This is a genomic window from Dyella amyloliquefaciens (assembly GCF_004296575.1).
GTDB classification, from domain to species: domain Bacteria; phylum Pseudomonadota; class Gammaproteobacteria; order Xanthomonadales; family Rhodanobacteraceae; genus Dyella; species Dyella amyloliquefaciens.
This window is the reverse complement of the sequence record NZ_SAYT01000007.1, coordinates 126,328-150,174: the sequence shown is the minus strand read 5'-3', so window position 1 is coordinate 150,174 and position 23,847 is coordinate 126,328. Positions and strand designations below refer to the sequence as shown.

The 23,847-nt window shown below is 64.7% G+C and carries 28 protein-coding genes; 14 read left to right on the top strand and 14 right to left on the bottom strand.

The genetic code is table 11. From position 1 onward, the window contains the following. The first annotated feature begins 83 nt into the window (after positions 1 to 83). From EPB08_RS16590 to EPB08_RS16580, 3 genes are read left to right on the top strand one after another with little or no spacing between them, the layout of a single operon-like run. Positions 84 to 887 carry a cytochrome C assembly family protein gene (locus EPB08_RS16590; RefSeq protein WP_130620230.1) on the top strand — a complete coding sequence of 268 codons (804 nt, stop codon included), beginning with the start codon at positions 84 to 86 and terminating at the stop codon, positions 885 to 887. After that, complete coding sequence (purU, locus tag EPB08_RS16585) at positions 884 to 1,744, top strand: formyltetrahydrofolate deformylase (RefSeq protein ID WP_130620229.1); 861 nt, start codon at positions 884 to 886, stop codon at positions 1,742 to 1,744. The genes EPB08_RS16590 and purU overlap by 4 nt, the downstream gene beginning before the upstream one ends. A 13-nt stretch (positions 1,745 to 1,757) precedes the next feature. Next, entirely contained in the window at positions 1,758 to 2,366 is a 609-nt protein-coding gene (locus EPB08_RS16580) for a glutathione S-transferase family protein (protein ID WP_130620228.1), read from the top strand. Between the two features lie 586 nt (positions 2,367 to 2,952). On the opposite strand, the gene radA is transcribed toward EPB08_RS16580, so the two are convergent. The 9 genes from radA to EPB08_RS16535 all read right to left on the bottom strand — a co-directional run bounded on the left by radA (position 2,953) and on the right by EPB08_RS16535 (position 9,723). After that, entirely contained in the window at positions 2,953 to 4,332 is a 1,380-nt protein-coding gene (gene radA / locus EPB08_RS16575) for a DNA repair protein RadA (RefSeq protein ID WP_130620227.1), read from the bottom strand. Positions 4,333 to 4,403: 71 nt separating this feature from the next. Then, entirely contained in the window at positions 4,404 to 5,492 is a 1,089-nt protein-coding gene (gene alr, locus EPB08_RS16570) for an alanine racemase (protein WP_130620226.1), read from the bottom strand. Between the two features lie 188 nt (positions 5,493 to 5,680). Further along, positions 5,681 to 5,899 (bottom strand): hypothetical protein, encoded by a 219-nt coding sequence (locus EPB08_RS16565; protein WP_130620225.1) that lies wholly within the window; start codon positions 5,897 to 5,899, stop codon positions 5,681 to 5,683. Positions 5,900 to 5,935: 36 nt separating this feature from the next. Next, complete coding sequence (locus tag EPB08_RS16560; RefSeq protein ID WP_130620224.1) at positions 5,936 to 6,088, bottom strand: DUF3309 family protein; 153 nt, start codon at positions 6,086 to 6,088, stop codon at positions 5,936 to 5,938. Positions 6,089 to 6,247: 159 nt separating this feature from the next. Then, a complete protein-coding gene (locus EPB08_RS16555; protein WP_130620223.1) occupies positions 6,248 to 7,675 on the bottom strand; it encodes a replicative DNA helicase in 1,428 nt (475 codons plus the stop codon). Positions 7,676 to 7,884: 209 nt separating this feature from the next. Continuing rightward, on the bottom strand, positions 7,885 to 8,334 hold the full coding sequence (gene rplI / locus EPB08_RS16550; RefSeq protein WP_130620222.1) for a 50S ribosomal protein L9: 450 nt from the start codon (positions 8,332 to 8,334) through the stop codon (positions 7,885 to 7,887). Between the two features lie 224 nt (positions 8,335 to 8,558). Then, entirely contained in the window at positions 8,559 to 8,789 is a 231-nt protein-coding gene (gene rpsR, locus EPB08_RS16545) for a 30S ribosomal protein S18 (protein ID WP_017462785.1), read from the bottom strand. 15 nt (positions 8,790 to 8,804) lie between these two features. Beyond that, a complete protein-coding gene (rpsF, locus tag EPB08_RS16540) occupies positions 8,805 to 9,206 on the bottom strand; it encodes a 30S ribosomal protein S6 (RefSeq protein WP_130620221.1) in 402 nt (133 codons plus the stop codon). A 190-nt stretch (positions 9,207 to 9,396) separates the two neighbouring features. Continuing rightward, positions 9,397 to 9,723 carry a HesB/IscA family protein gene (locus tag EPB08_RS16535; RefSeq protein ID WP_130620220.1) on the bottom strand — a complete coding sequence of 109 codons (327 nt, stop codon included), beginning with the start codon at positions 9,721 to 9,723 and terminating at the stop codon, positions 9,397 to 9,399. A gap of 135 nt (positions 9,724 to 9,858) precedes the next feature. Here EPB08_RS16535 and asnS point away from each other — a divergent pair, with 135 nt between their 5' ends. The 7 genes from asnS to EPB08_RS16500 all read left to right on the top strand — a co-directional run bounded on the left by asnS (position 9,859) and on the right by EPB08_RS16500 (position 16,031). After that, positions 9,859 to 11,259: an asparagine--tRNA ligase gene (asnS, locus tag EPB08_RS16530; RefSeq protein WP_130620219.1), complete on the top strand. Its 1,401-nt coding sequence runs from the start codon at positions 9,859 to 9,861 to the stop codon at positions 11,257 to 11,259. A gap of 14 nt (positions 11,260 to 11,273) precedes the next feature. Further along, positions 11,274 to 12,137 carry a MalM family protein gene (locus EPB08_RS16525; RefSeq protein ID WP_130620218.1) on the top strand — a complete coding sequence of 288 codons (864 nt, stop codon included), beginning with the start codon at positions 11,274 to 11,276 and terminating at the stop codon, positions 12,135 to 12,137. A gap of 37 nt (positions 12,138 to 12,174) precedes the next feature. Beyond that, positions 12,175 to 12,489 (top strand): hypothetical protein, encoded by a 315-nt coding sequence (locus EPB08_RS16520; RefSeq protein WP_130620217.1) that lies wholly within the window; start codon positions 12,175 to 12,177, stop codon positions 12,487 to 12,489. Positions 12,490 to 12,517: 28 nt separating this feature from the next. Next, on the top strand, positions 12,518 to 13,306 hold the full coding sequence (locus tag EPB08_RS16515; protein ID WP_130620216.1) for an SDR family oxidoreductase: 789 nt from the start codon (positions 12,518 to 12,520) through the stop codon (positions 13,304 to 13,306). 175 nt (positions 13,307 to 13,481) lie between these two features. Continuing rightward, entirely contained in the window at positions 13,482 to 14,933 is a 1,452-nt protein-coding gene (locus EPB08_RS16510) for an aldehyde dehydrogenase (protein ID WP_130620215.1), read from the top strand. Positions 14,934 to 14,943: 10 nt separating this feature from the next. Continuing rightward, positions 14,944 to 15,612, top strand: coding sequence for a carbonate dehydratase (gene can, locus EPB08_RS16505; RefSeq protein ID WP_130620214.1), 669 nt, complete (start codon positions 14,944 to 14,946; stop codon positions 15,610 to 15,612). Further along, positions 15,609 to 16,031 (top strand): RidA family protein, encoded by a 423-nt coding sequence (locus EPB08_RS16500; protein WP_130620213.1) that lies wholly within the window; start codon positions 15,609 to 15,611, stop codon positions 16,029 to 16,031. The genes can and EPB08_RS16500 overlap by 4 nt, the downstream gene beginning before the upstream one ends. Positions 16,032 to 16,097: 66 nt before the next feature. Here EPB08_RS16500 and EPB08_RS16495 read toward each other — a convergent pair whose 3' ends face one another. The 4 genes from EPB08_RS16495 to EPB08_RS16480 form a co-directional block, all read right to left on the bottom strand. Further along, entirely contained in the window at positions 16,098 to 16,358 is a 261-nt protein-coding gene (locus tag EPB08_RS16495; protein ID WP_130620212.1) for a hypothetical protein, read from the bottom strand. A gap of 189 nt (positions 16,359 to 16,547) precedes the next feature. Next, the gene (gene hutG, locus EPB08_RS16490) at positions 16,548 to 17,327 is read right to left on the bottom strand and encodes an N-formylglutamate deformylase (protein WP_130620211.1); all 780 of its coding nucleotides are present in this window, start codon (positions 17,325 to 17,327) and stop codon (positions 16,548 to 16,550) included. Positions 17,328 to 17,380: 53 nt separating this feature from the next. Further along, positions 17,381 to 18,727 (bottom strand): glutathione-disulfide reductase, encoded by a 1,347-nt coding sequence (gene gorA, locus EPB08_RS16485; protein ID WP_130620210.1) that lies wholly within the window; start codon positions 18,725 to 18,727, stop codon positions 17,381 to 17,383. A gap of 57 nt (positions 18,728 to 18,784) precedes the next feature. Further along, positions 18,785 to 20,044: an NAD(P)/FAD-dependent oxidoreductase gene (locus EPB08_RS16480; RefSeq protein ID WP_130620209.1), complete on the bottom strand. Its 1,260-nt coding sequence runs from the start codon at positions 20,042 to 20,044 to the stop codon at positions 18,785 to 18,787. A 53-nt stretch (positions 20,045 to 20,097) separates the two neighbouring features. Between EPB08_RS16480 and EPB08_RS16475 the strand changes: the two genes are divergently transcribed. The 4 genes from EPB08_RS16475 to EPB08_RS16460 all read left to right on the top strand — a co-directional run bounded on the left by EPB08_RS16475 (position 20,098) and on the right by EPB08_RS16460 (position 23,178). Further along, positions 20,098 to 21,531 (top strand): hypothetical protein, encoded by a 1,434-nt coding sequence (locus tag EPB08_RS16475; protein ID WP_205746378.1) that lies wholly within the window; start codon positions 20,098 to 20,100, stop codon positions 21,529 to 21,531. Positions 21,532 to 21,621: 90 nt separating this feature from the next. Next, positions 21,622 to 22,185 carry a C40 family peptidase gene (locus tag EPB08_RS16470; protein WP_130620208.1) on the top strand — a complete coding sequence of 188 codons (564 nt, stop codon included), beginning with the start codon at positions 21,622 to 21,624 and terminating at the stop codon, positions 22,183 to 22,185. 101 nt (positions 22,186 to 22,286) lie between these two features. Continuing rightward, positions 22,287 to 22,745, top strand: coding sequence for a MarR family winged helix-turn-helix transcriptional regulator (locus EPB08_RS16465; protein ID WP_130620207.1), 459 nt, complete (start codon positions 22,287 to 22,289; stop codon positions 22,743 to 22,745). A gap of 4 nt (positions 22,746 to 22,749) precedes the next feature. Beyond that, positions 22,750 to 23,178 carry an organic hydroperoxide resistance protein gene (locus EPB08_RS16460; RefSeq protein WP_130620206.1) on the top strand — a complete coding sequence of 143 codons (429 nt, stop codon included), beginning with the start codon at positions 22,750 to 22,752 and terminating at the stop codon, positions 23,176 to 23,178. 174 nt (positions 23,179 to 23,352) lie between these two features. Here EPB08_RS16460 and EPB08_RS16455 read toward each other — a convergent pair whose 3' ends face one another. After that, positions 23,353 to 23,838, bottom strand: a complete 486-nt coding sequence (locus EPB08_RS16455; protein WP_130620205.1) for an FKBP-type peptidyl-prolyl cis-trans isomerase — start codon at positions 23,836 to 23,838, stop codon at positions 23,353 to 23,355. Between the last annotated feature and the right edge of the window lie 9 nt (positions 23,839 to 23,847).

Sequence of the window (23,847 nt, the reverse complement as noted above, 5' to 3'; positions counted from 1 at the left end):
TGGGCGGGCGAACCTTGGGCAAACCGTCGCTCCCTGGCAAGTGCCGTTCACGCGTTGACGGCCCTGTGCCACACTTCCCCGCCATGCTGACCGCCGCCGCCCTGATCGCCATCGTCGACTACCTGCTTGCTGCGGGCCTGCCGACGTGGCCGCTGTTTGCACGCAACAACACGTCACTCACGCTGCAGCGCATTGCGCTGCTAGCAGCCAGTGTCGCGGTGTTGACCCACGCCACCATCCTGCTCAGCCTGCATCGTGGTGCATTGGACCTGCATTTCTTTGCCGCGCTGTCCCTCGTGGCCTGCGTGGTATCCGCCCTGACCCTGGTAGTAAACATCTGGCGGCCTGTAGCGGCCCTGGGCGGCATCGTCTTTCCCTTGTCTGCCCTGCTGCTCGCCATCGATACGTTCGCGGCGCCGCCCACGACACCCCAGCCGCTGGAATGGCAGATCAAGCTGCACGTCACCGTGGCGCTGCTTGCCTTCAGCGTGCTGTCCATCGCGGCGGTGCTCGCCATTCTCCTGGCCGTCCAGGAGCGCGCACTGCGCCATCGTCGGCTCGGGCCCTGGCTTCGTTCACTGCCGCCACTGACGCTGACCGAAACCCTGTTGTTCCGCCTGATCGCTGCCGGCTTCCTGCTGCTGACGCTCACCCTGCTCACCGGCATCCTGTTCGTCGACAACCTGTTCGGCCAGCACTTGGTGCACAAGACGGTGCTTTCGATCATCGCGTGGCTGGTCTTCGGCGCCTTGCTGTTTGGCCGCTGGCGTTATGGCTGGCGCGGCCGCAGCGCGGTGAACCTGACCCTGGTCGGCATGGGCGTCCTGCTGCTTGCCTTCTTCGGCACCAAGGCGGTGCTGGAACTGATACTGCATCGCATGCCATGAGCGCCGCCGGCCAGTTCGTCCTCACCCTGTCATGCCCGGATCGCGCCGGCATCGTGGCAGCGGTGTCGAACCACCTGGCGGCCCAGCATTGCAACATCGTGGAAGCCCAGCAGTTCGGCGATGCCGAGACCGGGCGCTTCTTCATGCGGCTGGTGTTCGAGAGCACGCAGCATGGCCTGGAGCCATTGCACGGCAGCTTCGAAGCGTTTGCGCCATCGCTGAAAATGCAGTGGACGCTGCGCGATCGCTCGCAGCGTCGGCGCGTGATGCTGCTGGTATCGAAATTCGACCATTGCCTGGCGGACACGCTTTATCGCTGGCGTATCGGCGAACTGGCGATGGATATCGTGGGTGTGGTGGCCAACCATCCGCGCGACACCTATCGCCACCTGGATTTGGATGGCATTCCGTTCCACTACCTGCCGGTGGATGGCGGCAGCAAGACCCGGCAGGAAGCCGCGCTAGGGTCGCTGATCGAACAGTCGGGTGCCGAACTGGTGGTGCTCGCTCGCTACATGCAAGTGCTTTCGACCGAACTCGCCGGACGCCTGGCGGGACGATGCATCAACATCCACCATTCGTTCCTGCCCGGCTTCAAGGGCGCGCGTCCGTATCACCAGGCGCACCGCCGCGGCGTCAAGCTGATCGGCGCCACGGCCCACTTCGTCACGGCGGATCTCGACGAAGGCCCCATCATCGAGCAGGACATCGAGCGCGTGACCCATGCGGACACGCCGGATGACCTGATTCGCATCGGCCGCGATATCGAACGGCGCGTGCTGGCACGCACGCTTCGCCTCTACCTCGACGATCGCGTGCTGCTCAACGGCAGCAAGACGGTCGTCTTCCACTCCTGACCCGGAGACGACCATGGATCTGATCGGCATGCTCGACTCGCCCTACGTGCGGCGCGCGGCAATTTCGCTGCGCCTGCTGGGCATTCCCTTTACGCACCGCTCGCTGTCCGTATTCCGCAACTTCGACGAATTCCATCGGATCAACCCGCTGGTAAAGGCGCCGACACTGGTGCTGGACGACGGCACGATGCTCACCGAATCCAGCCTGATCATCGACTGGGCGCAGTCCGTCAGCAGCAAGCCATCGCTGATGCCCGGCGATACCGCACAACGCCTGCGGGCCACGCGCCTGATCGGCATCGCCATCGCTGCTAGCGAGAAGAGCGTGCAGATTGTTTACGAGCGCAAGCGCGAGGCGGACAAGCGCGACCAAGGCTGGATGCAGCGCGTGCAGGGCCAGCTGCACTCGGCTTACGACCTGCTGGAGCGGGAGCTGGCAGGCGTAGACGGCTGGTTGTTTGGTAGTGCGCCGACCCAGGCGGATATTTCCATCGCCGTGGCATGGGGCTTCACCCAGATCGTCGCCGCGGATGTGATCGGGGCACAGGCTTATCCGAACCTCGTGCGATTCTCACGGCGAGCTGAGGAGCACCCGGATTTTGCGGCGCTGCCGCCGGAATAACGCGGCGGTTCTTTTCCCTGTAGGAGCGCACCCAGTGCGCGACCGCGGCCTCTCAGCAACCGCTCCGTAAGCTTTTCGCGCACTGGGTGCGCTCCTACAGGAGAGGGATAGGTGGCACTCCCGCGAGCACCCGCCCCTCACCCCAGCCCTCTCCCCGGAGGGGAGAGGGAGCGAAGCGGGCTTCGCCTTATGTCCTCAGCGCATCGGCGCGTTGCGGAGCAGCCGTGCTTGGCGGCGAAGCCGGTCGCAATCCAGGCCCCGGAACCTTCAGGGCTTTTCCCAACAGTCCGCTACCAGCTCTTCAGGTCGTTTTCTTTGGGTTACTTTTCTTTTGGACCAGCAAAAGAAAAGTGACTCGAGCTTCCCACGGGGACTAGCTACGCGTCGCCGGCAGGAGATCGAAACGCCCGCCGCGTCCCACGGGGACTTCCTTCGGTCGTAGGCGGCAAGCTGGCGGGAGCGTCACACCAAGGAACCAAGTCACTGGACTCCCGCCTTCGCGGGAGTGACAGGTAGGAAAGACCGCGGCGTAAGGCCTCGCGCACAGGGTGCGCTCTCACATAAGAAAGAGCAGCGGGAATACCGGCTAGCGACACGCCTCCAGCGCCTGCGACAGCCGCTCCACCGCCACCACTTCCATCTCACCCACCTTTGCCTTCTTCGGCGCATTCGCCTTGGGCACGATGGCCCTCTGGAAGCCATGGTGCGCGGCCTCCTTCAAGCGCTCCTCGCCGTTGGGCACCGGACGGATCTCTCCGGACAAACCCACCTCGCCAAACGCGATGGTTTTCTCCGGTAGCGGCCGGTCGCGCAGCGAGGACAGCACCGCCAGCAACACGGGAAGGTCGGCCGCGGTTTCCTGCACACGGATGCCACCGACCACGTTGACGAAGACGTCCTGGTCGTAAGCCGCCACGCCACCGTGGCGATGCAGCACGGCCAGCAACATGGCCAAGCGGTTCTGCTCCAGGCCCAGCGCGACGCGACGTGGATTGCCCAGCGACGACTGGTCGACCAGCGCCTGCACCTCCACCAGCAGCGGGCGCGTGCCCTCGCGCGTCACCATCACCGCGCTGCCCGAAGTTGGACCGCTATGCGCGGAAAGGAAGATCGCCGACGGATTGGGCACTTCGCGCAAGCCCTTTTCGGACATGGCGAACACACCCAGTTCGTTCACTGCACCAAAGCGGTTCTTGAACGCGCGCAGCACGCGGAAGCGACTACCCGACTCGCCCTCGAAATACAGCACCGCGTCCACCATGTGCTCGAGCACACGCGGACCGGCGATACCGCCTTCCTTGGTGACGTGGCCAACCAGGAACACCGAGGTGCCGGTTTCCTTGGCGAAACGAGTGAGCTTGGCTGCGGACTCGCGCACCTGGCTTACCGATCCCGGCGCGGCGGTGAGCAGCTCGGTCCAGATGGTCTGGATGGAATCGATCACCAGTACGCGTGGGCGACTGCTCAGCGCCTGCTCGATGATCCGCTCGATGCAGGTTTCCGCGAGCGCATGCAGCGGCCCCAGCGGTAGATCCAGGCGCTGCGCGCGAGCGGCGACCTGTGCGAGCGATTCCTCGCCGGTGACGTAGACACTGGGCACCTGCGTACCCAACGTACCGAGCATCTGCAACAGCAACGTGGATTTGCCGATACCCGGGTCGCCACCGATCAGCACCACCGAACCATCCACAAGGCCGCCGCCGAGCACGCGATCGAGTTCGCCGATGCCGGTGAGCGTGCGCGCCTCTGCAGTCAGCGCTACTGCCGTGAGCGGCGTGACCTTGGGTGAACCCGCCGCCGCGCCCGCATAACCGCTCGTGCGTGCGGCGCCTACCGACTTCACCGCCGGCTGCACCACGAATTCGCTCAACGTATTCCAGGCATTGCATTCGATGCACTGGCCCTGCCATTTGGAGTGCTCTGCCCCGCAATCGGAACAGACGTAAGCAGTCTTGGCCTTGGCCATGCGGATTCCCTGGAACGCTTTGCGTAATGCGTGAGCTTAACGGGCCGCCATCGCAGGCGGCGAGACGCAGGTCAGTGCTCGTCCTCGACGAACAGCACGCGCCTGGTCATGCCGCAGGTCAGGTCATAGGAGATGGTGCCGGCCTGGGCGGCGATGATCTCGACCGGCAGCTCCGGACCCCACAGCGTCACGCGATCGCCCACCTGGGCGTCCGGCGCATTACGCAGGTCCAGGGTGATCAGGTCCATCGACACCCGGCCGATCAGCGGTACTCGCTGGTCGCCCACCAGTACGGGCGTGCCGGCAACTGCGCTGCGGGGATAGCCGTCGCCATAGCCCACCGCGGCAACGCCGACGGGCATGTCTTCCGGACAGGTCCAGGTGCCGTTGTAGCCGATCCGCTCGCCCCGGCCGATCCGGTTGACGGCGATGAGGCGCGTGCTCAGCGTCATGGCCGGACGGAAACCGAAATCCGCACCCGTCTGTCCGTCCACCACCGACAGGCCATACAGCAGGCCACCCGTGCGCACCCAGTCGCCCTTCGCCTCGGCCCAGCCGAGCACGGCTGCCGAGTTGGAAAGCGACCGAGGCCCCTGGAGCCCTTGCGTGGCGTTGGCGAAGCGCGCGATCTGCGCGGCCGTCTCGGTGCCACCGAAGACTTCCGACTCGGCGAAATGCGTGAGCAGGCCGATCTCCGGATCGATACCCGGCATCGCCGCCAGTTGCGCATGGACGAAGCCCACCGCTTCCGGCGCAAAACCGAGCCGGTGCATGCCGCTGTCCACCTTCAGCCACACGCGCAGCGAACCGCGAGCAGGCGAGGCTTGCGTCAGCCAGTGCAGCTGTTCTTCGTGATGGATCGCGGCATCGAGGTTGAGCCGCTGCATCTCCGCGATGTCGCTGGCGCGGTCCGGCCCGGACAACACCACGATGCGCTGTCGATGTCCCGCCGCGCGCAGGCGCAGGCCATCGCCGAGGGCCGCCACGGCAAAGGCGTCGGCTTCACCGTCCAGCGCGCGCGCCACACGCTCCAGGCCATGCCCGTAGGCATCTGCCTTGACCACCGCCATCACCTTGGCGGGCGCGGCCAGCTGCTTGATGCGGGCGAGGTTGTGGCGCAAGGCGCCCAGGTGAATGGTGGCGACTGTGGTGCGGCTCATGCCTGCTCGGCGCCGCGACAACGGCGCATGACGGGAAGATGGAAAACGATGCGGACCGGCGGGTCCGGACAGGCCGCTAGCTTACCAGCCTGCCCGAGCCCAACGATTGAAGCTCATCCTGGCGCCCTGCCGAGCCTCTTCGAGGCCCCCGTCATGGCATTTTCAGGGCGTGTGCAGCGCGGCGACACTCAATCGTGATCGTCACGCCGTGTGCAACGCTCCATCGCCGCACGGTGCGCCTTGTCGTATTCGTGCTGCGTCATTGCACCGGAAGCCAGGGCATCCTGCAGATCTGTCATCTGCTTGCCGCAGGTTTCGTCGGTCTGTACGACGCGGGTATGGCTACCGCAACCGCTGAGCGCAAGACATGCGGTCGCCAACAAAGCAGGAATCACGATTCGGTTCATGGCAACGCCCTCGTATGACGCCGAGCACCAGCAACCTCAGATCACACCTAGTACCAGCAGGACAATCAAGATGATGAGAATGAGGCCCAAGCCACCGCTGGGGCCGTAACCCCATGCACGGCTGTAAGGCCAGGCAGGTAACGCGCTGAGCAAAAGCAACACGATGATGAGCAGGAGTAGCAACGACATGTGTTGTGCCTCGTGCGGTAAGGACGGCCACGAGGGTGCACCGGGGTATGTGAACCTCCCCGTCGTTTCGCGTGCATACGGTGCATAGAGGCGGCTGCGGTACAGGCACCGTTCCCGAACCGGAACGGCACCTAAAGATCGGAGTGCGGCGCTATCGCGTTACTCGAATGCACCGACAAAGGAATCGGGCGCGTAATTCTCGAACTTCGTGTAGTGACCCAGGAAGGTCAGCTTCACCGTGTCGGTCGGGCCGTTACGCTGCTTGCCGATGATGATCTCAGCCAGTCCCTTGTCCGGCGATTCCTTGTTGTAGTACTCGTCGCGGTAAATGAACATGATCACGTCCGCGTCCTGCTCGATAGCGCCCGATTCGCGCAGGTCGGACATCATCGGACGCTTGTCGGCACGCTGTTCCAGCGAGCGATTCAACTGCGACAGGGCGATCACCGGGCAGTTGAGTTCCTTCGCCAGGCCCTTCAACGAGCGCGAGATTTCCGAGATTTCGGTCGCGCGGTTTTCCTTCATGCCCGGCACCTGCATCAGCTGCAGGTAGTCGATCACGATCAGGCCCAGGCCACCGTGCTCGCGGTGCAGTCGACGCGAGCGCGAACGCATCTCCACCGGCGACAGGCCCGGCGTGTCATCGATGAAGATCTTGGCTTCGGACAGCAGCGCGATGGCGTTGGTGACGCGCGGCCAGTCCTCTTCGGCGAGATCGCCGTTGCGCAGGTGCTGCGCATGGATGCGCCCCACCGAGGAAATCATACGGAAGGCCAGCTGCGAGGCCGACATTTCCATCGAGAAGATCGCCACGGCCTTCTTGCCGCGCATCGCCACCGCTTCGGCCATATTCACCGAGAAAGCGGTCTTGCCCATCGAGGGGCGCGCCGCGACGATGATCAGGTCGGACGGCTGCAAGCCCGAAGTGAGCTCGTCCAGATCGGAGAAGCCGGTGGACACGCCGGTGAGCTGGCCCTTGTTCTCGAAGCGCTCGGAGAGAATGCGGAAGGCATCCTTCACCGCCTCGCGCATCGACACCGTGTCCTTCTTGCCGCGCGCGCCGGACTCGGCGATCTTGAACACGGCCTGCTCGGCGCGCTCCAGCACTTCCTGCACGCCCATGCCTTCGGGCTGGTAACCGTCTTCGGTAATGCCCACGCCGGCATCGATCAGCTGGCGCAGCACCGACTTCTCGCGCACGATTTCCGCGTAGGCGGCGATGTTCGCCGCGCTGGGCGTGGTGTTGGCCAGTTCGATCAGGTAAGCGGCACCGCCAACCATCTCAGCCAGGCCATTGGCCTCGAACCAGTCGCCCAGGGTCACCGCATCGCAGGGCATGCCCTTGCCGGCCAGCTCGGTGATGGCGCGCCAGATCAGGCGGTGGTCCTTGCGATAGAAGTCCTGTTCGCTCAGGCGGTCGGCCACCTTGTCCAGCGAATCGGGCGAGAGCATGAGGCCACCCAGCACCGCCTGCTCCGCGTCGATCGAGTGCGGCGGTACACGCAACGCATCGATCGCCGGCGACGGCTTGCGCTCGGTACGGCGGCGGCGCCCGGATTCTTCGGAGCGGTCGGAAACGAAGGACATCGCGGTTCCTCGGAGCGAACCGACGGCGGCGCCGGCGGCATGGCAATGACTACAGAGCATACGCGGCGCCATCTCAGGCGACGAGACAATAACCCTGTGGAAAAGCTGTGGTTATCTGTGGATAAGACAGTGGACAACGCCACGCCCCAACCCAAAAGCAAACGGGCGCCCGGAGGCGCCCGTTTGGGTACTACGAGCGATGGATCGGCTTACTTTTCGCCGACCACGATCACCTTGACCTGGCTCTGCACGTCGGCATGCAGCGCGATCACGGCTTCGAACTCGCCGGTGTGGCGGATCGGGCCTTCGCCCTGGATCACTTCGTTCTTGTGAACGTCGTGACCGGCGGCCTGGAGGGCCTCGGCGATTTCACGCGGGCCGACCGAACCGTACAGCTTGCCTTCCGGGCTGGCGTTGACGGCGAGGGTCACCTCGACGCCTTCCAGCTTGGCCTTGCGGCCTTCAGCGCCGGACAGCTGCGAGGCAGCCTTGGCTTCGTACTCGGCGCGGCGCTTCTCGAAAGCTTCGAGGTTGGCGGCGTTGACCGGCACGGCCTTGCCCTGCGGCAGCAGGTAGTTACGGCCGTAACCCGGCTTGACCTTGACCTTGTCGCCCAGGTTGCCGAGGTTGCGGACTTTCTCGAGAAGAATCAGTTCCATGGTGGTTCCTTTTCGTTAGCACCGGTGTGGCCCGGCGCAGCCGTGGACGGTTGTCCGAAGGTGTTGCTCAAATTCAGCTCCCTCTCCCCTTTGGGGAGAGGGTTGGGGTGAGGGGCCAATCTTGCGATATCGCGTGATTGAAGCTCGCTCTAGGTCACCCTATCGCGAGCACCCACCCCTCACCTCGATCCTCTCCCCAAAGGGGAGAGGAGGAACGACGCTGCTTAGACGTCGTGGTTGTCGGTGTACGGCAGCAGGGCCAGGAAGCGGGCGCGCTTGATGGCGGTCGCCAGCTGACGCTGGTAGCGGGCCTTGGTGCCGGTGATGCGCGACGGAACGATCTTGCCGTTCTCGGTGACGTACTGGCGCAGCGTGTTGAGATCCTTGTAGTCGATCTCCTTCACCTTTTCAGCGGTGAAGCGGCAGAACTTGCGGCGGCGGAAGAACTTGGACATGGCTTAGGCTCCTGATCAGTCGTCGCTGTCGCGATCGTTGTCGTCGCGGGCTTCGTCGTCGCGGCGGCGCGAGGACTTGGCGTCATCCTTTTCCTTGGACTTCAGGATGAAGGACTGGTCGGTGTCAGCGGCGTCGCGCTTGATCACCAGGTGGCGCAGCACGGCGTCGTTGAAACGGAAGCCCGACTCAAGCTCGTTCAGCGCGTTCTGGCTGACTTCGATGTTGAGCATGACGTAGTGAGCCTTGGCCAGGTTCACGATCGGGTAAGCCAGCTGGCGGCGGCCCCAGTCTTCCAGGCGGTGTATCTTGCCGCCGTCGGTCTCGATCAGCGCCTTGTAGCGCTCGATCATGGCCGGGACCTGCTCGCTCTGGTCAGGGTGGACCAGGAACACGACTTCGTAATGTCGCAGGGACATCTGTGGGTAACTCCTTGTGGATGCGGCCCTTTTGGGGCCTGGCAGCCTCCCGCACTATGCGGTGAGGCAAGGTTCCATCCAAACCTGTTGGGCTTGGACAGAAGCGGAAGTGTAAGGGAATTCAGGGGTTTGGGGCAAGCGGGTGACCCATGGAGCCACACCCAACCCGGCCCAGGCTCGGCCCGGACGTTCAGCCGACCGTGAAGCTCTCGCCGCAACCGCACTCGCCGGTGGCGTTGGGGTTGTGGAACACGAAGCTCGCGTTAAGGCCCTGGCGCTGAAAATCGATGACGGTGCCGTCGATGAGGGGCAGGCTCTTGCCGTCCACGATGAGGGGGACGCCGTCGACGTTCAGGGTCTCCTCGCCCTCGCCCACCTTCTGGGCCAGGTCCACCACATAGCCAAAACCGGAGCAACCGGTTTTCTTCACGCCGAAACGCACGCCCGCAGCACCGGGGGCACCGGCAAGGAAGGTGCGCATGCGCTCACTGGCAGCGGGAGTGATGGTGATGGTCATGGGCGATGCAACTACTCGGGGGATTCGATGGTCGGAAATCGGACACGCAGGGTCGCTACCTGAACGATACGTCCATTATGATGCCAGATTCGTCTTATGCGTCCGATATGCGGCGCCCAGCAGGAGTTTCAATCCATGGCGGTGGTTAGCGTCAAGCAGGCTCTTTCCGGCTCTATCGAAGCCGGCAGCACCGTGACCGTGCGCGGATGGGTCCGCACGCGGCGCGATTCGAAGGCGGGCCTGTCCTTCGTCAATGTCAGCGACGGCTCCTGCTTCGACCCGATCCAGGCGGTGGTCACCAGCGAAGTGTCCAACTACGAGGACGAGGTGAAGCACCTTACCGCCGGTGCCGGCGTGATCGTCACAGGCACGCTGGTGGCCTCGCAGGGCAAGGGCCAGAGCTTCGAGATCCAGGCCACGGAAGTGACCGTCACCGGTTTCGTGGACGATCCAGAAACCTACCCGATCCAGCCCAAGCAGCACTCGATGGAGTTCCTGCGTGAAGTGGCGCACCTGCGCCCGCGCACCAACCTGTTCGGCGCCGTGACCCGCGTGCGCCACACGATGATGACGGCGATCCACCGCTGGCTTACCGAGCAGGGCTTCTTCTGGATCAACACGCCGATCATCACCACGTCCGATGCCGAAGGCGCCGGCGACATGTTCCGACTGTCCACGCTGGACCTGGCCAACCTGCCGCGCACGCCGGACGGCAAGATCGATTTCCGCAAGGATTTCTTCGGTCGCGAAGCCTTCCTTACTGTGTCCGGCCAGCTCAACGTCGAGGCCTATTGCCTGGCTATGAGCAAGGTGTACACCTTCGGTCCGACCTTCCGCGCCGAGAACTCCAACACCGCGCGCCACCTCGCCGAGTTCTGGATGGTGGAGCCGGAGATCGCCTTCGCCGACCTCAATGACAATGCCGACTGCGCCGAGGGCTTCCTCAAGGCCATCTTCAAGGCGGTGCTCGATGAGCGCGCGGACGACATGGCGTTCTTCGCCGAGCGCGTGCAGCCGGACGCGATCAGCCGTCTGGAAGCCTTTATCGCCGAACCGTTCGAACGCATCGATTACACCGACGCCATCGAAATTCTCAAGAACTCCGGGCAGAAGTTCGAGTTCCCGGTAGCCTGGGGCATCGACCTGCAGACCGAGCACGAGCGCTATCTCGCCGAGAAGCATGTCGGCCGCCCGGTGGTGGTAATGAATTACCCCGAACAGATCAAGGCCTTCTACATGCGCCTGAACGACGACGGCAAGACCGTTGCCGCGATGGACGTGCTGGCTCCGGGCATTGGCGAGATCATCGGCGGCGCCCAGCGCGAGGAGCGCCTGGACTACCTCGACCGCCGCATGGTCCAGTTCGGCCTCGATCCGGCCACCTATGGCTGGTACCGTGACCTGCGTCGCTACGGCACCGTCCCGCATGCGGGTTTCGGCCTCGGCTTCGAGCGCCTGCTGGTGTATGTATGCGGCTTGTCCAACATTCGTGACGCCATTCCCTACCCGCGTGCGGCAGGGACGGCCGAATTCTGATTGACGGTTATGCCATGCGCTATCGCCTGATCGCCGCCACCGCCATTGCTGTCTCCACCGCCCTGGCGGCCGGATGCCACAGCATGAAGACCTTCGTGCCGCCCAACCTGCGGCCGCCGGAGAATGCGAACGGCAGCCTCGACCAAGCCCGCAAGACACTGCAGCAGGCCACTCCCTGCTGCAGCACCTTCGCGGACTTCTCGTTCCAGAACACCCTGCCCTGGCAGCCGAAGAAATTCGTGCTGGGTCCGGGCAGCACCGTGGTGAGCTTCAACGGCGAGCACAGCTACTTCCTGAGCTTCAGCCTGCCGCGCGAAACGCAGCTGCCGTACCGCGTTGCCATCAAGTCGGAATTGAACGGCCGCTGGCTGCGCGCAAGCTATCTGTTCGCGCCCACCGTGGTCTTGCTGGACGATGCCTTCCAGCCGATCGCCACCCAGGACGTCGGCCTGTGCGAGCACATGGGCTGGACCGACGAAACCACCGGCGCCTTCGGCAGCATTGAAGTCACCGACAAGCGCGCGCGCTACCTGGTGCTGTACAGCTCGGCCAAGCAGCAGTCCGGCAACACGTACTGGGAGCAGTCACCCGCCGCGTTCTCGGCCGAAGCTCCGGTCAAGATGGCCACCGCCGGTACCTTCAAGGTGCCGCATGGCCCGGATGGCACGGTGTGGGTCGGCCTCATGGACAAGACCTACCAGGGTGCCGTGGACAATGCGATCTGCGCCAAGGCGGCGCAGGGCGACGGCGTGCTGAACACCTTGCGCGATTCGATTCCGTTCCCCGTGATCGGCGAGGGCGACAAGACCGCCGCCCCCAAGAGCACCACCACCGATACTCCCCATACTCCGGCAACGGGCAGCTCGCCGAGCAGCTGAGCCGGCGCGATCGACGCATTCTGAAGACAGGCACGGCATGATCGAGCTCTACCTCACCCTACTGATGGCTGGCGTCGCCTGCTTCCTGCTGCATTTCGGGTCGCAGTACCGCGTGGCCTCGCTGCTGCGCCGCCACCATCCGCGCGAATGGCAGATCATTGCCGAAGCAGACGGCCACCCCGCCAACCTGCTGCGTATCTGGATGCGCCTGCAGCTGGCGCTGCGCTCCCCGGTGCTGCCGGCACTGGAAGACAACGCCATCACGCGTTGGCGCCAGGCCTGGCGCTACAGTCTGTGGGCAGCGTGGCTGTGCTGGTTCGGCGCACTCGGCATCCAGCTCAACGCGCGCTAGTTCCCTTCCACCGCAAGGAGCCTCTCTCATGCAGCTGGACCTGAGCGGACGTCACGCCCTTGTCTGCGGCGCCTCACAAGGCATCGGCCGCGCAAGCGCCATTGAACTGGCCGAACTGGGCGCCAGCGTCACCGTACTGGCGCGCAACGCGGATGCACTGAAGACCGTCGTCGACCAACTGCCCCGCAAGCACGGGCAGCAGCATCGCTGGTTCGCGGTGGACATGTCGCAGACCGACAGCCTGCGCACCGCACTCGACGATATCGTGGCCCCCGGCCCGATCCAGATCCTGATCAACAACACGGGTGGCCCTCCGGGCGGCCCGGCGCACACGGCCGAGGCCAGCGCCTACGAGGCCGCTTTCCGCCAGCACCTGCTGGCTGGCCAGACGCTGCTGCAGGCCTTGCTGCCCGGCATGCGCGCCAGCAGCTATGGCCGCATCGTCAACGTGATCTCCACGTCGGTGAAAGAACCCATCGCTGGGCTCGGCGTCTCCAACACCGTGCGTGCCGCCGTGGCCGCCTGGGCGAAGACGCTTTCCAGTGAACTCGCCGCCGACGGCATCACCGTCAACAACGTGCTGCCCGGTTACACCCGCACCTCGCGACTGGACAGCCTGCTCTCGGCACAGGCCAGCACCAGCGGCCGTTCGGGAGACGAGATCGCGCAGGGCATCCTGGCCTCCGTGCCGGCGCGTCGGTTTGGCGAAGCATCGGAAGTGGCTTCGGTCATTGCCTTCCTGTGCACCCCGGCGGCGGCCTATGTGAATGGCGTGAGCATTGCCGTCGACGGTGGGCGCACGCGCACGCTGGCCTGACGCAGCACGCAACCTTTTCCGGTAGGAGCGCACCCAGTGCGCGATCGCAACGTTACGGCGTCACCGCTCCGTTGGCTTATCGCGCACTGGGTGCGCTCCTACAGCAAGCCCAGATCACCAACGCATACGCACGCGTCCGGTGCATTCCGGGGCCCCAGGCCTTAAGCTTGTGCCGATGCCAACCCTGCGCCTCGCCAACCTGATCGACGGTCGCCTGCAGGCGCCGCGGCACGATCGCTGGCTGGACGTGTTCGAACCGGCCACCGGCAAGGTGTTCGCACACTGTCCCGATTCCTCTTCCGATGATGTGGCAGAAGCCGTCGACGCGGCTCGTCGCGCCGCGCCCGCCTGGGCCGCGACACCCACGGAACGACGCGCCAGCCTGTTGAACACGCTGGCCGATCTCATCGAAGCGAGGCTCGAGGAGTTCGTGGCGATGGAATCGCGTGACAGCGGCAAGCCGCTCGTGCAGGCGCGAAACCTCGACATTCCACGTGCCATCGCCAACCTCCGCCATTTCGCCGCGGGCATCGTGGCGTGGAGCAGCGAATCGCACGCCATGGAAACCGGTGCGATCAACTACACGCTGCGTCAGCCGCTGGGCGTGGTGGGCTGCATCAGCCCTTGGAACCTGCCGCTGTACCTGTTCACCTGGAAGGTCGCGCCCGCGTTGGCCGCCGGCAACACTGTGGTGGCCAAGCCATCGGAGATCACGCCGTGCACGGCCGCCCTGCTGGGCGAGCTGAGCATTGAAGCGGGCTTTCCACCCGGCGTGTTCAATATCGTGTTGGGGCGCGGCCCCAGCGTGGGCCAGGCCATCGTGGAACATCCCACGGTGAAGGCCGTGTCGTTCACCGGCAGCACGCGCACCGGCGCGCAGATCGCGGCCACCGCGGCACCGCACTTCAAGAAGGTTTCGCTGGAACTTGGCGGCAAGAATCCGGCCGTGGTGTTCGAAGACGCCGAACTCAGCGACGCCAACCTCGACACCATCGTGCGCTCGGGCTTCGCCAACCAGGGCGAGATCTGCCTGTGCGGCTCGCGCCTGCTGGTGCAGCGATCGATCTACGACAGCTTCCGCGAGCGCTATCTCGCACGCGTGAAGGCCCTGCGCGTCGGCGATCCGAATGACGCGGGCAGCAACCTGGGTGCGCTCGTGTCGCGCGAACATTTCGACAAGGTGATGGGTTGCATCGAGACCGCGCGCCAGGAAGGCGGCCAGGTGCTCTGTGGCGGCGATGCCGTGCAGATGCCGGGACGCTGCGCGGAAGGCTGGTTCGTCGCGCCCACCGTCATCGAAGGACTGGGCAGCGATGCCGTCACCAACCAGCACGAGATCTTCGGCCCGGTGGTGACCCTCATTCCCTTCGAGGACGAAGCCGAGGCACTGGCCATCGCCAACGGCACCGGCTACGGCCTTGCCGCCTCAGTGTGGACCCGCGACCTGTCGCGCGCGCACCGCTTCGGCGCACACCTGGACTTCGGCATCGTGTGGATCAACTGCTGGCTGTTGCGCGACCTGCGCACGCCCTTTGGCGGCACGAAACAATCCGGACTCGGCCGCGAAGGCGGCACGGAAGCCCTGCGCTTCTTCACCGAGCCGAAAAACATCTGCATTCGCTATTGAGAGCATCGCTGTGAAAAGTCCCCTCGATAACCTGCTCGAAAGCAATCGCGCATGGTCCTCCGCCGTCCGTGCGCAGGATCCCCGCTTCTTCGAGCGCCTCTCACAACAGCAGGCACCAAAGTACCTGTGGATCGGCTGCTCCGATTCGCGCGTACCGGCGACCCAGATCGTGGACCTGCCGCCCGGCGATATCTTCGTCCAGCGCAACGTCGCCAACGTGGTGTCGCACACTGACCTCAACTGCCTGAGCACGATCCAGTTCGCCGTCGACGTGCTCAAGGTGGAGCACATCATCGTGGTCGGTCACTACGGTTGCGGCGGCGTGCAGGCGGTACTCGATGATCGCCGGCTCGGCCTGGTCGACAACTGGCTGCGCCACGTGGCCGATGTCGCGCAGAAGCATTCCACCCTGCTCACCTCCATCGACCTGATGAACCTTCGCAACGCACGCCTGTGCGAACTCAACGCGATGGAACAGGTGGTCAACGTGTGCCACACCACCATGGTGATGGATGCGTGGGAGCGCGGGCAGAAGCTGTCGGTGCACGCGTGGTGCTACAGCCTGTTCGATGGGCACGTGAACGATCTGGGCATGCATGTCAGCGCGCGCGGCGACTTGAAGCCCGCCTACGAACACGCACTGCAACGCCTGGGCACCATTCCGGAGTTCAACCGGTGAGTGAGGTCGTCCGGACCAGCAAGGCGCCGGCGCCGGTTGGCGCCTATCCGCACGCGCGACGCGTCGGCGACCTGCTGTTCCTGTCCGGCGTAGGCCCGCGCCAACCCGGCGACAATGCGATCCCCGGCAACGTCCATGATGCCGAAGGCAAGCTGGTCGCGTACGACATCGAAGCACAATGCCATCAGGTATTCGCCAACGTGCGCGCCGTGCTCGAAGCCAGCGGGGCACGCTGGGAAGATCTTGTGGACGTCACCGTGTTCCTGACCGATATGACGCGCGACTTTCCTATCTATAACCGGCTGTACGCCGAGTACTTCGCCGGCGTGGATGCCTGTCGCACGACGCTGGGCATCACGGCGCTGCCCACACCCATCGCCATCGAACTGAAGTGCGTTGCGTCCTTGTCCAAGGGTTGACGTCGACGTGCAGGCAATCAAAAACCCCGGCGTATGCCGGGGTTTTTGATTGAAGCAAATCCAGACTCAGTGGCTGGTGGTCGTGGCCGGCAACGCGGACTTGGCCGACTTCTTGGCCGACTTGCCCTTGTGGCTGCCGCTGCCCGACTGACCCGACGGGTCGGATTTCTTCTTGTGATGATGCGACGACGACTTGGCCGGCTGGGCCGCCGACGGAGCCGTCTTGTTGGTCGCGGGCGCCGCCTGCGAGGCAGCGTCCTGAGCCATCACAGAACCGCAGAGTGCAACGCCCGCCACGAGCAGGGAAGCGATCGCGAACTTACGCATGATGCAGAACCTCGAACGTCATGTGCCGCGGACCCGGCCGGAACCCGGCAACGCGGGCGGCGCGACGGCTACACGATGGCACGTTTTAAAGCAGCCTTGAACCCGGTTTTTCCTGAGTCTGCGCGAGATTTCCGTCGTCCGCGGCTTGACATTGCAAGTCCCTAACAAGGAGCGAAGCTTCTTGCGTCCTTACACGCACTGGCGAAGCAGCTGCAGGATTACCTCCTGCAGCGTTGCAGCCTTCTCCGGGGCGTACGCGAAGCTGTCTTCGTCCATGTAATTGAGCTGCGCCAGCTCCAGCTGCACCGCCTGCACGTGCGCTCCTGGACGTCCGTAGTGGCGGGTGATGTAGCCACCCTTGAAGCGTCCATTGACCACGTGGCTATATCGCGACTGGCTTTCCAGTACGGCCTGCAAGCGCTGCTGCAGCTCGGGACCGCAACTGGCGCCGTCGGCGGTGCCCATGTTGAGGTCCGGCAACTGCCCCTCGAACAGCATGGGCACGCGGCTGCGGATGGAATGCCCTTCCCACAGCACCACACGCCCGTGTTCGGCGAGCAGGCGTTCAAGTTCTTGCGAAAGCGCCTGGTGATACGGCCGCCAGCATTCGTTTACCCGGCGTTGAATTTCTTCCGCCGTCGGCTCCTCGCCTTCCAGGTAAATCGGTTCGCCGTCAAAGCCGACCGTGGATACCAACCCGGTTTCCTTGCGCCCCGGGTACAGGGCGTGACCATCGGCCGGACGGTTGAGATCGATCACGTAGCGCGAAAGCTGCGGCCGCAACACGCTTGCACCGAGCTCCTTCGCCAACGGCTCGTAGAGACGGCCAACGTGCCAATCGGTGTCCGGTGCGCGCTGCGCCAGCGGGTGCATGCGCGCCGCGATGGCTTCGGGGATGTGGCTGCCATCGTGCGGCAGGCTGATGAGCAGCGGCGCGGTGCCGCGATCGAGTGTGAACGTGCTGGTCATGCCCGGAGTTTAGCGTGGCCCGGAAAGCCCAGGCACGCGGCAGTGCGATGCCGCTAGCTCATCAACACCAGCTCCTCGGCGGAACTGGGATGGATCGCCACCGTCGCGTCGAGGTCGCGTTTGCGCAATCCCAACCTCATCGCCACGGCAAAGCCCTGCAGCATCTCGTCGGCACCGGGGCCGAGCACATGGATGCCGACCACGCGCTCATCCTCACCCACGCAGAGGATCTTCATCAGGCTCGGAGACATGCGCCCCGCTACCGCAAGCTGCAGCGGCGTGAAGCGACTGCGATAGACGCGCACCTGGTCGCCATGAAATTCGCGCGCCTGCGCCTCGGTCATGCCGATCATGGCAAGTGGCGGCTCGGCGAAGACCACGGTGGGAATGTTCTCGTAGTCGAGTCGACTGTCCGGCTGCCGGCCGAAAAGGCGATCAGCCAGGCGACGCCCCGCCGCCACCGCCACAGGAGTCAGCTGGGGGCGTTCGGTAACGTCACCCACCGCGCTGATGCCAGGCACGTTGGTGGTTTGCCAGGCGTCGGTGACCACATGCCCGCCTTCATCCATGTGCACCCCGGCCGCATCGAGGTCCAGCCGATCGCTGTTGGGCTCGCGACCGACTGCCCACAGCACCGCGTCATAAGGACCGCAGGGACCATTCACCTCGTCGTCGATCACGATGTCGTCGCCCTCGCGATGCAGGCCCGATACCTGCACCTGGCCGGTGATCGCGATGCCCTGTTCGCGCATGCGCTCACCCAGCGCATCGACCAGTTCCGCGTCGAAGTCGGTGAGCATGCGATGGCGCACATGCAGGGTCACTTCGCTGCCGAGCGCACGCAGCAGGCCGGCGAATTCCACCGCGATGTAGCCGCCACCGATGACCGCGATACGGCGTGGCAAATGGTGCAACGCGAAGATGTCATCGGATACCAGGCCAAGATCAAAGCCGGGAAGGTCAAGCCGACGCGGCCTGCCGCCGGTGGCGATGAGAATCTGTGTCGCGCGCAGTTCGTCGCCGCAGGAGGTAGCTATCGTGTCGGGAGATACGAAGCGGCCGGTTTCGGCGAACACCTGGATGCCGGTCTCAGCCAACCTCGTGGCATAGCGATGCCGGATGCCGTCGATATAGTTCTGACGCAGCTGGCGGAAGTGATCCCAGTCGAACGGCCCCGGGTTCGTGGCGAAGCCGTAGTCGCGCGCCAACTGCTGTCCCTGCGCCAGTTGCGCCGCGTACCACAGCGCCTTCTTCGGCACGCAACCGACGTTGACGCAGGTACCGCCCAATGCACCGGGCTCCAGTATCGCCACACGAGCACCGTGGCGTGCCGCGCGAAAAGCGGCGGCCAGTCCGCCAGAGCCGCCGCCCAGCACGATGAGGTCGAACGTATCGGCCATGGGAATCTCCTATCCAGGTGCCACCGTAAGCGAGCAAACGAGCAGGCGGCGTAAAGGTCACACGCCGAAGCGAACCGGTGCGTAGGGCGCTGGATCGATCGACGGCGTGCCGCCGCGCATCAACGAAGCGATCAGTTCGCCCGTCGCCGCCGACATGCTGACACCCAGCATGCCGTGCGCCGTGGCCAGCATCAGGTTGGACCAGCGCGAACTCGGCCCGATGATGGGCACTTCGTCCATGCTCATCGGCCGCCAGCCCCACCACTCTTCCAGCAGTTCGGGCCCTTCCGGTTCGTGCAGCCCTTCGGCCGCGCCACGACGCAAGGCGTCCAGGCGCGTGCGGTTGAGTCCTTCCACGTAACCGGAGAACTCCATGGTGCTGCCCAGGCGGTAACCCGATTCCCACGTGGTGACGCAGACCGCCGCTTCGCGCAACACCAGTGCGTGCCGCGGCACCCGCGCAGGGCGCGTGTAAGTCAGCGAGTAGCCTTTGCCGGGCTGCATGGGCAGGCGCAGGCCGAGCGTGCGGCCCAGCAGTGGCGACCAGGCACCCAACGCCATCACGACGCGATCGCCACGGAACACGCCACGCGTGGTCCGTACATGATCGATGCGCCCGTCCTGCGTGCCGAAGTCGTCGATGCGCGCACCCGCTTCGATCGAACCACCCAGTTCGACGACGCGTCGGGCCAGTTCGGCCGCGTAACGATCCGGTCGCAGCCGTGCATCGCCCGGGTGGAACAGGCCGCCCGCCACGCCGGGCTTCAATGCCGGTTCGCGTGCCTCCACCTCGTCGCCCCGCAGGCGCTGCACCTCGACGCCGAGGCGCTCGAGCACCTGTGCATGGTGCCTGTCGTCGGTCTGCAGCGCCTTCTGCGTGCGATACACATACAGCTCGCCTTCCTCGCCAAACTCGCAGTCTAGGCGCTCCTCCCGCACCAGCGAGGACAGCAGGCCGCGGGAGCGCTGCAGGATGGACGAACGCGCGCGGGCGGCATGTTCGAAATCACTCCAGTTGCAGTGGCTGGCAAAGCCCAGCAGCCAGCGCAGGCGGGGGCCGTCGAAGCGGGGGTTGAGGTAGAGCGGGGCATCTGCCCGAAGCATCGAGCGCAAGGCGACGCCGAGCATGCCGGGCATGGCCAGGGGCGCGGCGTGGCTGGGGGTAATCGTTCCACAATTGCCGTGCGAACTGCCGCAACCCGGGGTACCCTGCTCCAAAACGCGCACGGTAGCCCCGGACTTCAGCAGGTAGAACGCACAGGCCAGGCCGATGACGCCGCCGCCAAGAATCAGCACATCACTGCGTGAAGCATCCATCCGGTTATTGTAGCGTCGTCAACGCCCGCCCCTAACCCCGAGTGGCCTGAACGATGGAACGATCCGTTGTGCAGTTCGGCAGGTTGAAGCATGTGTGGCACCTGGCGGTGATCTGCGCGATGGCAGGAGCCATGGTTTACCCGATCTGCGCCGAAGCGATGGGGCAACAGCGACAGCTGCTGCAAATCGAGCAACAGATGCAGCCGCAACAGCAGCAGCAAAAGAAGCAACAACAGCCGCAGCAACAGCAGCCACAGGAACAACCGCCGCAGCAAGGCCCCGCCACCGCGTCGTCGAGCACGAAGGTGTCGCGTGACTTGTTCGCGGAAACCGCGCGCATGCGCAGCGACCTGGCGCGCTACATGTACCTCAAGGAGGTCATGCAGCAACTGACCCGGGATGATCGCCTGATCGACCAGCAGTTGCTGGCCTCGGTCGAGGACGAACTGGGGCTCTACAACGAGGCGATCTACGACTTCCCGTTCGACAACCGGGTGCAGACACCGGTGCCGCTACCCTCGCCTGTCGATTGGCAGCCCGTCAGTGCGTTGGACGAAATCGCGAAGCTGGCCGCCGACCGGCACATCGTGATGATCAATGAGGCACACCACGACGCCCATACGCGCGAGCTGACCCTTGAACTGCTGCCCAAGCTGCGGGCGGAAGGCTTCACGTATTTCGCTGCCGAGGCACTGGTCAACACCGACACCGACCTGATGAAACGCGGCTACCCGATCAACACTTCCGGCAGCCAGTACCTGCACGAGCCGTTGTATGGCGACATCATTCGCCAGGCGATAAAGCTCGGCTTCCAGGTGGTGTCCTACGAATCGGAAAACGATGTGTTGGCCGACCGCGAACAAGGGCAGGCCAACTTGCTCTACCAGAAGGTGTTCGCCAAGGATCCGAAGGCCAAGCTGTTCGTCCACGCCGGTTATGCGCACATCGACAAGGCGCCAGGCAACCTCGGCGGCACGGTCAAGCCGATGGCCATGCTGCTCAAGCAACTCTCGGGATACGACCCACTTTCGATCGACCAGACGCGCTGGCGCGACATCGGCCCCATGCCCGACAAGGACCTCTACAAGCAACTCACCGCCCAGTTCCCGGTGACTGATCCGTCCGTACTGATCAGCCGCCAGAACGGCAGCGTGTGGTCATCCGACCCGGATCGCCACGACGTGGACGTGATCCTGCCGCCCCCGGGCCACGAGCGGCGCCCGCACTGGCTTTCCATCGACGGCGCCCGCGTGCCCCGCGTGGTGTCCACCGACTTCTGCGAGAGCCAGCTGCCCTGCGTAGTAGAGGCTCACTACGCTGGTGAGAGCGAGGATTCCATCCCCGCCGACCGCTACACCTTCCTGACCGCCAACAGTATCAACACGTTGTATCTCCGCCCGGGCCAATACCGCGTCGTTGCGAAGGACCGGGAGGGTCACAATCTTGGCCAACGCAACATCACCGTTGACAGCGGCGGCTCACATTGAAGCGAGATCAATTCGCGTATTACCTGCACTCTTTTACATAACTAATTGATTTGCTAGTCTCTCAGGCAATCCACGCAGAAGGGATGCCTGATGTACCCGGACGACGACGCCCCTACCCCAGCACCCCGGCCGTGGCGAGCGGCGCGTCTCCTGCTACTGGGTACCGCCCTCCTGCTGCTGGCCGCCTGCGCCAGTGGACCGCGCAAGGCCTCGCCGCGTGAATCCCAGTCGGCCCTGGCCAACCTGCCGGCCCGCGCACCGGAAGGCAACGCGGGCACCGCGAACGACGTGCTGTTCCGCGCCATTGCCCTGGTGGGCACGCCGTACCGCTGGGGTGGCAATACGCCCGATGGCGGCTTCGACTGCAGCGGCCTGGTCGACTACATCTATCGCAACGCAGCGGGCCTCACGCTTCCGCACAGCTCGCGCGAAATGTCGGAGCTGCACGGCGCCCGGGTGCGGAGCATGACCGACCTGGTCAGCGGCGACCTGGTGTTCTTCGACGGCAACAGCGGCATCAGCCACGTCGGCGTCTATGTGGGCAAGGGCCGCTTCGTACACGCCCCCAACAGCGGCGGCACGGTGCGCCTGGACGATATCGACGGCCCTTACTGGCGCGATCATTTCGCCTTCGGCAAACGACTGCTCGACTAGTCTCCCCGATTCCACCATCGAGCCGGCCTTAGGCCCGGCCTATGGTTCCCATCGAAAAATTGAATTGTACACAATTTAATTTTGCACTTAGGATTTGGCCCATGAAGCGGAAGCCCACTCCCGACCATCTGCTCCTCGACCAGCAATTCTGTTTTGCGTTGTATGCCGCCTCCCGCTCCATCACCGGCCTGTACCGGCCGCTGCTGGATCCACTGGGGCTGACCTACCCGCAATACCTGGTGATGCTGGTGCTGTGGGAGCAGGACGGCCTGACCGTCCGTGAACTGGGCCAGCGCCTGCAGCTGGATTCGGGGACGCTCACGCCACTGCTGAAGCGGTTGCAGGCGGCGGGACTGGTCGATCGCAAACGCCGTATCGAAGACGAGCGCGAAGTGGACATCCGGCTCACCGCTGCTGGCCTTGCCCTGCGCGAGCAGGCCAGCGACGTACCCAAATGCATGGCGCAGCGCCTGCAACTCTCCCTCGATCAAATGCAAACGCTGCGCGATGAACTGAAGCGACTCACCCGGCAACTCCAACTCTCCCCCACCGAGGACTGACACCATGAGCATCAGCAAGATTCTCTACACCGCCACCGCCACCGTGACCGGCGGCCGCGAAGGCCACGCCAAGAGCGACGACGGCGTGCTCGACCTTCAGCTGGTCGTACCCAAGGGCCTGGGCGGCCCGGGTGGCGCCGGCAGCAATCCGGAACAGCTGTTCGCCGCCGGCTACGCGGCCTGCTTCGAAGGTGCCGTGCGTTTTGTGGCGCGCCAGAAGGGTGTGACGCTGAAGGACGCTTCGGTGACCGCGCACGTGGGCATCGGTCCGCGCGAACCGACCGGCTTCGGCATCGCCGTGAAGCTGGACGTGAGCCTGCCGGGCATCGATCGCGCCGTGGCGCAGGACCTGGTGGACACCGCGCACAACGACATCTGCCCGTACTCGCATGCAACGCGTGGCAATGTGGATGTGCAGATCACGCTGGTGTAAGCAATTCGCCAGTGATCTGCACGGCAACGGCGCCGTGTAGCAGCGCTACCCCGTGCGCGACCCGCATAGCAAAAGAAAAGCCCGCCGTGTTGGCGGGCTTTTCTTGCAAGGCCGGGATCAACCCTTCGCGGGTCGCGCACAGGGTGCGCCCCCACAGGGAAGGCGCTGGCCGGCTCAGTGAGCCTCGGCGCCCGGCGGATGCGCATGACCGTGCTGGACTTCTTCCTCGGTACCGTCGCGCACTTCATTGACGGTCACATCGAAGGTCAGCGTCTTGCCGGCCATCGGATGGTTGAGGTCCACGTCGACGGTGGACATGCCGACCTTCTGCACCACCACCACGCGATGGCCGCCTTCCTTCAGCGCCAGCACCGTGGTCATGCCCGGCTTCAGCTTGGCAGCCTGCTGGAAGTACTTCTTCGGCACGCGCTGGGTGAGACCTTCCTGGCGCTCGCCGTAGCCTTCGATCGGGGCGATCTCAGCCTGCAGGTTCTCGCCAGCCTCGCGACCTTCCAGTGCCTTCTCCAGGCCCGGGATCAGCTGGCCGTGGCCGAGCAGGATCCACAGCGGTTCGTTGCGATCGAGCGAGCTCTCGACCTTTTCACCGTCCACGGTCAGCGTGTAGTGGAGCGAGATGACTTTGTCCTTGCCAGCCTTCATTGCGTGTCT

Bases quoted from the DNA above. Each gene is read 5' to 3' on its own strand.
- rplI (WP_130620222.1), bottom strand. From the start codon at position 8,334: ATGGAACTGATTCTTCTCGAGAAAGTCCGCAACCTCGGCAACCTGGGC.
- hutG (WP_130620211.1), bottom strand. From the start codon at position 17,327: ATGACCAGCACGTTCACACTCGATCGCGGCACCGCGCCGCTGCTCATC.
- EPB08_RS16480 (WP_130620209.1), bottom strand. From the start codon at position 20,044: ATGGATGCTTCACGCAGTGATGTGCTGATTCTTGGCGGCGGCGTCATC.
- EPB08_RS16565 (WP_130620225.1), bottom strand. From the start codon at position 5,899: ATGAACCGAATCGTGATTCCTGCTTTGTTGGCGACCGCATGTCTTGCG.
- purU (WP_130620229.1), top strand. From the start codon at position 884: ATGAGCGCCGCCGGCCAGTTCGTCCTCACCCTGTCATGCCCGGATCGC.
- EPB08_RS16455 (WP_130620205.1), bottom strand. From the start codon at position 23,838: ATGAAGGCTGGCAAGGACAAAGTCATCTCGCTCCACTACACGCTGACC.
- EPB08_RS16560 (WP_130620224.1), bottom strand. From the start codon at position 6,088: ATGTCGTTGCTACTCCTGCTCATCATCGTGTTGCTTTTGCTCAGCGCG.
- EPB08_RS16465 (WP_130620207.1), top strand. From the start codon at position 22,287: ATGAAGCGGAAGCCCACTCCCGACCATCTGCTCCTCGACCAGCAATTC.
- EPB08_RS16510 (WP_130620215.1), top strand. From the start codon at position 13,482: ATGCCAACCCTGCGCCTCGCCAACCTGATCGACGGTCGCCTGCAGGCG.
- gorA (WP_130620210.1), bottom strand. From the start codon at position 18,727: ATGGCCGATACGTTCGACCTCATCGTGCTGGGCGGCGGCTCTGGCGGA.
- asnS (WP_130620219.1), top strand. From the start codon at position 9,859: ATGGCGGTGGTTAGCGTCAAGCAGGCTCTTTCCGGCTCTATCGAAGCC.
- EPB08_RS16525 (WP_130620218.1), top strand. From the start codon at position 11,274: ATGCGCTATCGCCTGATCGCCGCCACCGCCATTGCTGTCTCCACCGCC.
- EPB08_RS16475 (WP_205746378.1), top strand. From the start codon at position 20,098: ATGGAACGATCCGTTGTGCAGTTCGGCAGGTTGAAGCATGTGTGGCAC.
- radA (WP_130620227.1), bottom strand. From the start codon at position 4,332: ATGGCCAAGGCCAAGACTGCTTACGTCTGTTCCGATTGCGGGGCAGAG.
- EPB08_RS16460 (WP_130620206.1), top strand. From the start codon at position 22,750: ATGAGCATCAGCAAGATTCTCTACACCGCCACCGCCACCGTGACCGGC.
- EPB08_RS16520 (WP_130620217.1), top strand. From the start codon at position 12,175: ATGATCGAGCTCTACCTCACCCTACTGATGGCTGGCGTCGCCTGCTTC.
- rpsF (WP_130620221.1), bottom strand. From the start codon at position 9,206: ATGTCCCTGCGACATTACGAAGTCGTGTTCCTGGTCCACCCTGACCAG.
- EPB08_RS16580 (WP_130620228.1), top strand. From the start codon at position 1,758: ATGGATCTGATCGGCATGCTCGACTCGCCCTACGTGCGGCGCGCGGCA.
- EPB08_RS16590 (WP_130620230.1), top strand. From the start codon at position 84: ATGCTGACCGCCGCCGCCCTGATCGCCATCGTCGACTACCTGCTTGCT.
- EPB08_RS16495 (WP_130620212.1), bottom strand. From the start codon at position 16,358: ATGCGTAAGTTCGCGATCGCTTCCCTGCTCGTGGCGGGCGTTGCACTC.
- alr (WP_130620226.1), bottom strand. From the start codon at position 5,492: ATGAGCCGCACCACAGTCGCCACCATTCACCTGGGCGCCTTGCGCCAC.
- EPB08_RS16515 (WP_130620216.1), top strand. From the start codon at position 12,518: ATGCAGCTGGACCTGAGCGGACGTCACGCCCTTGTCTGCGGCGCCTCA.
- EPB08_RS16535 (WP_130620220.1), bottom strand. From the start codon at position 9,723: ATGACCATCACCATCACTCCCGCTGCCAGTGAGCGCATGCGCACCTTC.
- EPB08_RS16555 (WP_130620223.1), bottom strand. From the start codon at position 7,675: ATGTCCTTCGTTTCCGACCGCTCCGAAGAATCCGGGCGCCGCCGCCGT.
- EPB08_RS16470 (WP_130620208.1), top strand. From the start codon at position 21,622: ATGTACCCGGACGACGACGCCCCTACCCCAGCACCCCGGCCGTGGCGA.
- rpsR (WP_017462785.1), bottom strand. From the start codon at position 8,789: ATGTCCAAGTTCTTCCGCCGCCGCAAGTTCTGCCGCTTCACCGCTGAA.